This window comes from Sphingomonas sp. CBMAI 2297, assembly GCF_029870595.1.
Classification (GTDB): Bacteria; Pseudomonadota; Alphaproteobacteria; order Sphingomonadales; family Sphingomonadaceae; genus Sphingomonas.
This window is the reverse complement of sequence record NZ_JAPDIR010000031.1, coordinates 1-5,361: the sequence shown is the minus strand read 5'-3', so window position 1 is coordinate 5,361 and position 5,361 is coordinate 1. Positions and strand designations below refer to the sequence as shown.

The window sequence follows — 5,361 nt, the reverse complement described above, 5'->3', positions numbered from 1 at the left end:
GAAATAAACCCCCCTATATCCCCCGACGAACCTGACGGTTCGTCGCCCCCAGCGGGGGCCGAGCCTGGCGTTTCGCCGAAGGCTGGGAAGTCGAGGGGAACTCGCGGCACCCGCATCGCTCCGGACTGGCAGCCCTGCCCGACCAGCGAACTCACCGAGCGGACGCAGCGGATCGTCGCTGGCTGGCCGGCTGGGGCTTACGAGCACGTCGGGGAGATGTTCCGGCACCACTGGCTTGCCGAGAGCCGGGCGCAGGGCAGCAAGCGGGATTGGCAGGCGACCTGGGACAACTGGCTTCGGCGAGAGAACCCCTCGGTGCTGCGGCAGATGCAGCAGGGCATCCGCTTCGACCTGCCGACCACGATCGTCGTGGCCAGCAAGTCGCCCGCCGAGCTTCAGGCCGACGCAGCCGGCGTCGAGGCTGTCGCCGAGATCCGGGAAGCCGAGGGCGATCGTGCTGCCCGGATGCGGGTCATCCTGCGCAGCGGCATGGGGCCGCGGCTCTACGACGAGTGGCTGAAGGGCGTGGCCCTCCGGCTGGAAGGCGAGACGCTGGTCGTGGTCGCGCCCAGCGAGTTCGCCCGCGGCTGGATCGAACAGCACCACACGGCGCGTGTCGCGGAAGCAGCCGCCGAGGTGCTCGGCCGGCCGGTCAAGATCGTGGTTCGGCTGGTCCGGCCGCCTGGATGACCGCGGAACAAAACGTGATTCAATGAGGCTGCGATCGTGCTATTGTCGAGCAGCCAGAATGACTTGTTCTGATGCGGGTGGGGTTAACATGGTTCACGATGAAATCGCGCCCGCTGGCGCGGCTGCGAGCGATATCAATACCGTCGATCAGAATGATCGCTGGAGCATTCTCCGCACCAGTGCTGGGCGCACGATCGCCGTCGCGCGGTCGCTGACGGCGGCCGGCTTCGACGTATGGACACCCATCCGGACCATCAAGCGGCCGGCACCTGGGCAGGCACGCCGACTGGTTCTAGGCACCCGCCGCGTGATGATCGAGGTCGAGGTCGCCATCTTGCCGGGTTTCGTGTTCGCGCGGGCACCGCAGATCGAGGACCTCGCACGGATCGCCATCGATCCCGCCAGCCTGCATCCTGCGTTCTCGGTCTTCCATCACGCCGGCTGCGTTCCTGAGATCAAGCCGGCGGGCCTCGCTGGCCTCCGCGCGGCCGAGGCCGAAGCGGCCGCGCAGGCCCAGGCCGAGCGCGATGCCGAGACCCGGGAAGCGGTCCGCCGTGAGCGCGCCGAGCAGCTCCGCACTCAAAGCGCTCGGATGAAAGCCCTTCGCCGCGAGCGGAAGGACTTCAGTCCGGGCGACGAGGTCGGCGTCGCCGATATGCCTGCGCTGGCTGGCCTCCCCGGAATAGTCGAGGTCAGCACCGGCACGGCCGCGGTGATCAATTTCGGGGGCTCGCTGTCCATGAAAGTTGAGGCTTGGCGCGTGTTTCCGTTTGCGCTACTGGAACAGAAGGGGCACAACCCCATCGCTGCTTGAGCGGCTTCGGCGACAGACGATCTTGGTCACCAAGCCATGCGCATCGCCACGAAACGCGGGGATGCGCTCCCCGCGAAGTCCGAAGGCTACCAGAAATTGTCGTTCGTCCGTCGAGGCGTTTGCGATGCCCACCGGGGCCGCGCCGCAGGGCGATCGCCGCCGCATCCGTTCTCGTTCGGGTGCGGCGGCTGTCATTTGGAGGTGAAGCGATGGCACACGGGCCGCTCACCATTCCTCGCCAGCTCGAAGACATCGCTCGCGACGTGCACGATCTCGCGTTCGATTTCATGGAGCCGGCGCGCGACACGCGTGATGCCGAGGCGCGCATTGCCCGCGTCGAGGACCTGGCCGCCAGACTGCGGGCCACCGTCCGCGGTCGATCGGCATGATCACGGTCAACTTCAAGGCGGACCTGAAGCCGCTTCACCGCGCGCTGATCGACCTCCAGGCGAACCAAATCCCCTTCGCCCTCGCCCTCGGCGCCACCCGGCTAGCCCAAGGCGTGGTCGTTGAAGAGGCCGACGAGATCGACAAGACCTTCGACAACCCGACGCCCTTCACCAAGAAGTCGTTCGCGATCGTGCCAGCGACCAAGAAGAGCCCGGTGGCGATCGTCTTTCCGAAGGACGTGCAGGAAGCCTATCTCGAGCCGTACATCGTCGGCGGCAACCGCTCGCTCGGCAGCAAGAAGGCGATGCTGGTGCCGATCACTGCGCGGACCAACGCCTATGGCAATCTGTCGCGCAACCAGCTCGCCGCGCTTAAGGGCAAGCCCAACGTGTTCGTCGGCACCGTGCATTCTCGCAGGACTGGCAAGCCGATATCGGGCGTGTGGCAACGCACGCCGGCCAAGCGCGCCCCTGCGCGCAAGGGCGCTGTCAGCAACGCTGCGCCGGGCAAGCTGAAGCTGCTGATCGCCTTCGAGGACACGACCCCGGCGCCCAAGCGCCTCGACTTCTATGGCCGTGCTCGCCGGTACATCAGCCGCAATGCTGCGGCGGTGTTCAGCGATGCGCTCAGTCAGGCAATCGCATCCGCTCGGAGGTAACCCATGATCCCGTGGTTCATCGTCAACATCATCAGTGCCGTCGCGTCGATCTTCGGGCGCGAGACCTATGTGACCGTCAACCATGGCAGCTGGCGCTGGGGTGCCGACCGTATCCACTTCATGCCGATCATCCCCGGCGTGCCGCGCCCGCGGAAGCTGGCCCCGTACCGTGGCGGCCCGCTCACCGCGGCGCCCTGCACCTGCACCACCGCGGCAGCTGACGCCGCATGCCCTGCCCGCGCTCTGCTCTAACCCTTTTGGGTCCTTCCTAGCCCCCTCCGCACCGAGGGTATTGCGCGCTGCCGACGCGTCACTGGCTGAAAGGGGTCAAAACTTGTCCGCACCCGAATGTCCGCACGGCTGAGCGTTCGCGCCTTCGCGGAGCGCGCTGGCTGCGACGAAAAGCAGGTCCGCCGCGCTATCGAAAAAGGCCTTCTAACGAAGGGCGACGACGGAAAATTGAGCGCCGACGACGTCGACGGTAACTGGCGAAAGCCGAACCGCCGCGGCGTGGAGAAAATTGCGGCCAAAGAGGTGCGGACAATTGAAAATGTCCGCACGCCGCCGGGCAGGCAGCGGAAACGCGCAACTGTCCGCACGGACGAGACCGCGGAGGAGGCGGCCGAGCGCATTGTCGCCGAAGGGGGATTACTCTCCCTGGCCGAGGCCCTCCGGCTCAAAGAGAACTATCTCGCTCGGCACCAGCAGCTTTCTTACGACCTCAAGGCCGGCACCGTCGTGTTGATCGAGGAGGTCCAGAAGGGTGTCGGCGCGGAATATGCCGGTGTCCGCAAAAAGCTGCTCGCCATCCCTGCGGAGCGCGCGCCAGCCGTCCACCGCCTGAAGACCGTCGCCGAGGTGGAGGACTTCCTGCGCAGCGTAATCGTCGAGGCGCTGGAGGAGCTCACCCTCGATGGATCACCTCCAGGCTGACGCGTCGGTCTACGCCGATGGTGCCGCCGCCCTCGCAACCGCGCTCTTCGACGCACGCCGCCGCAACCTTCAGCCGCCGCCGAAGCTGACCCTCAGCGAGTGGGCCGCGGAATACGCGGTGCTCTCTGCGGAGACATCGGCTCAGACCGGCCGGTTCCGGGCATACGCCTACCAGATCGGCATGATGGACGCGATCACCGACCCGTCGGTGAGCCGCGTCACGATCATGAAGTCGGCCCGCGTCGGCTACACCAAGATTCTCGACCACGCGGTCGGGTACTTCATCCATCAGGACCCGAGCCCCATGCTCGTCGTCCAGCCTCGCGTGGAGGATGCGGAAGACTATAGCTCGACCGAGATCGAGCCGATGCTCCGCGATACGCCCGTGCTCGCCGAGGTTGTCGGCGATCTGAAGGGCAAAGACGCCAAGCAGAAGCTGCTGAAACGCGTCTTCAGGAACGGCTCCTCAATCAGCTTCGTCGGCGCCAACAGCCCGGGCGGTTTCCGCCGCGTCACCGTCCGCGTCGTGATGTTCGACGAAGTCGACGGATACCCGGTCCTCGGCGCGGGCGACGATGGCGACCAGATCCGACTAGGCGAGCGGCGTGCCCAGACCTTCTGGAACCGCCGGATCATCATGGGTTCTACGCCGCTGGTGAAGGGAGAGAGCCGGATCGAGAAGTCCTACCTGCGTAGCGATCAGCGCAGGTTCTTCGTGCCCTGCCCGCATTGCGATGCCTATCAGGTTCTCGAATGGGGCGGCCCCACCGTCCCCTACGGGATGAAGTGGGATAAAGACGAGGACGGCAAGGGCCTGGCCGACACTGCCCATTACGTCTGTCGCGAGAATGGCTGCATCATCGTCGACGCCGATAAGGCCGACATGCTCGATCGGGGCGAGTGGCGCGCGACCGCACCCTTCAACGGCCATGCCGGCTTCCATATCTGGACCGGATACAGCCTCGACCCGAACGCGAGTTGGCCCGCCCTTGTCACCGAGTGGCTGGAAGTCGCCCATGACCCGCTCGAGCGGAAGACCTTTTTCAACCTGGTGCTCGGCGAGCCCTATGAGGAACGCGGCGAGCGAGCCCTCAACGAGGACAAGCTGCTCGAGCGCTGCGAAGTCTGGGCCGGCGAACTGCCGGACGGGACTGCGGTCGTCACGCAGGGCTATGACGTCCATCCCGACCGCGTCGAAGTTGAGACGGTCGCCTGGGGCCGCAATGAGGAAAGCTGGTCGGTCGACTATACCGTCTTCCCGGGAGACCCGAATGAGGCGGATTTCTGGGACCAGATCGACGCGCATCTGAAACGAGAATGGCGCCGGGCTGATGGCCGCCCGTTCGTGACGATGGCGGCATGTATCGATACGGGTGGCGCGAACACACAGGCGGTTTACAATTTCACGAAGGCTCGCCTCGCTCGGCGCGTGTGGGGTATCAAGGGAGCCTCGGAGAGCAGCCCGATGCGCGCGCCGGTCTGGCCGACCAAGGTGCCGACGCATCGCAACCGAAAGGCATATCGGCCGATCATCATCGGCACGAACGCCGCCAAGGACAGCGTGCGCGCTCGCCTTCATCTCGAAAAGCCGGGCTCCGGCTACATGCACTTCCCGGCAGATCGCGATCGTGGCTATTTCTCCCAGCTCACCGCCGAGCGCCTGGTCGATAAGAAGGGTCGCGGTAGAGCCTGGAAAATCTGGGAATGTCCGAAGGGGCGCGCGAACGAAGCGCTTGATTGCCGCGTCTATGCCTTCGCCGCTCTGGTTGGCTTGCAGCAAGCCGGCCTGGCGCTGAACCGAACGGCCGACGAGGTCGGGGCGGCCTATACGATGGTCGAAGTGAAAATCGTGGGGCCTGCCCCCCCCCCCTCCCCC

General features: G+C 65.9%; 7 protein-coding genes. All 7 read left to right on the top strand.

Annotation, left to right across the window (positions count from 1 at the left end; genetic code table 11):
- Positions 1-690: DnaA N-terminal domain-containing protein (locus tag OMP43_RS22800; protein ID WP_280281860.1), on the top strand; the 690-nt coding region annotated here is incomplete at its 5' end.
- Between the two features lie 88 nt (positions 691-778).
- Positions 779-1,504 (top strand): hypothetical protein, encoded by a 726-nt coding sequence (locus OMP43_RS22795; RefSeq protein WP_280281859.1) that lies wholly within the window; start codon positions 779-781, stop codon positions 1,502-1,504.
- A 209-nt stretch (positions 1,505-1,713) separates the two neighbouring features.
- Positions 1,714-1,893, top strand: coding sequence for a hypothetical protein (locus OMP43_RS22790; RefSeq protein ID WP_280281858.1), 180 nt, complete (start codon positions 1,714-1,716; stop codon positions 1,891-1,893).
- A complete protein-coding gene (locus OMP43_RS22785) occupies positions 1,890-2,552 on the top strand; it encodes a hypothetical protein (protein ID WP_280281857.1) in 663 nt (220 codons plus the stop codon). Before OMP43_RS22790 ends, OMP43_RS22785 begins: the two co-directional genes overlap by 4 nt.
- A 3-nt stretch (positions 2,553-2,555) precedes the next feature.
- Entirely contained in the window at positions 2,556-2,804 is a 249-nt protein-coding gene (locus tag OMP43_RS22780; protein WP_280281856.1) for a hypothetical protein, read from the top strand.
- Between the two features lie 96 nt (positions 2,805-2,900).
- Positions 2,901-3,485 (top strand): hypothetical protein, encoded by a 585-nt coding sequence (locus OMP43_RS22775; protein WP_280281855.1) that lies wholly within the window; start codon positions 2,901-2,903, stop codon positions 3,483-3,485.
- The coding region (locus OMP43_RS22770; RefSeq protein WP_280281854.1) for a phage terminase large subunit family protein at positions 3,466-5,361 on the top strand (1,896 nt) is incomplete at its 3' end. The genes OMP43_RS22775 and OMP43_RS22770, both read left to right, overlap by 20 nt.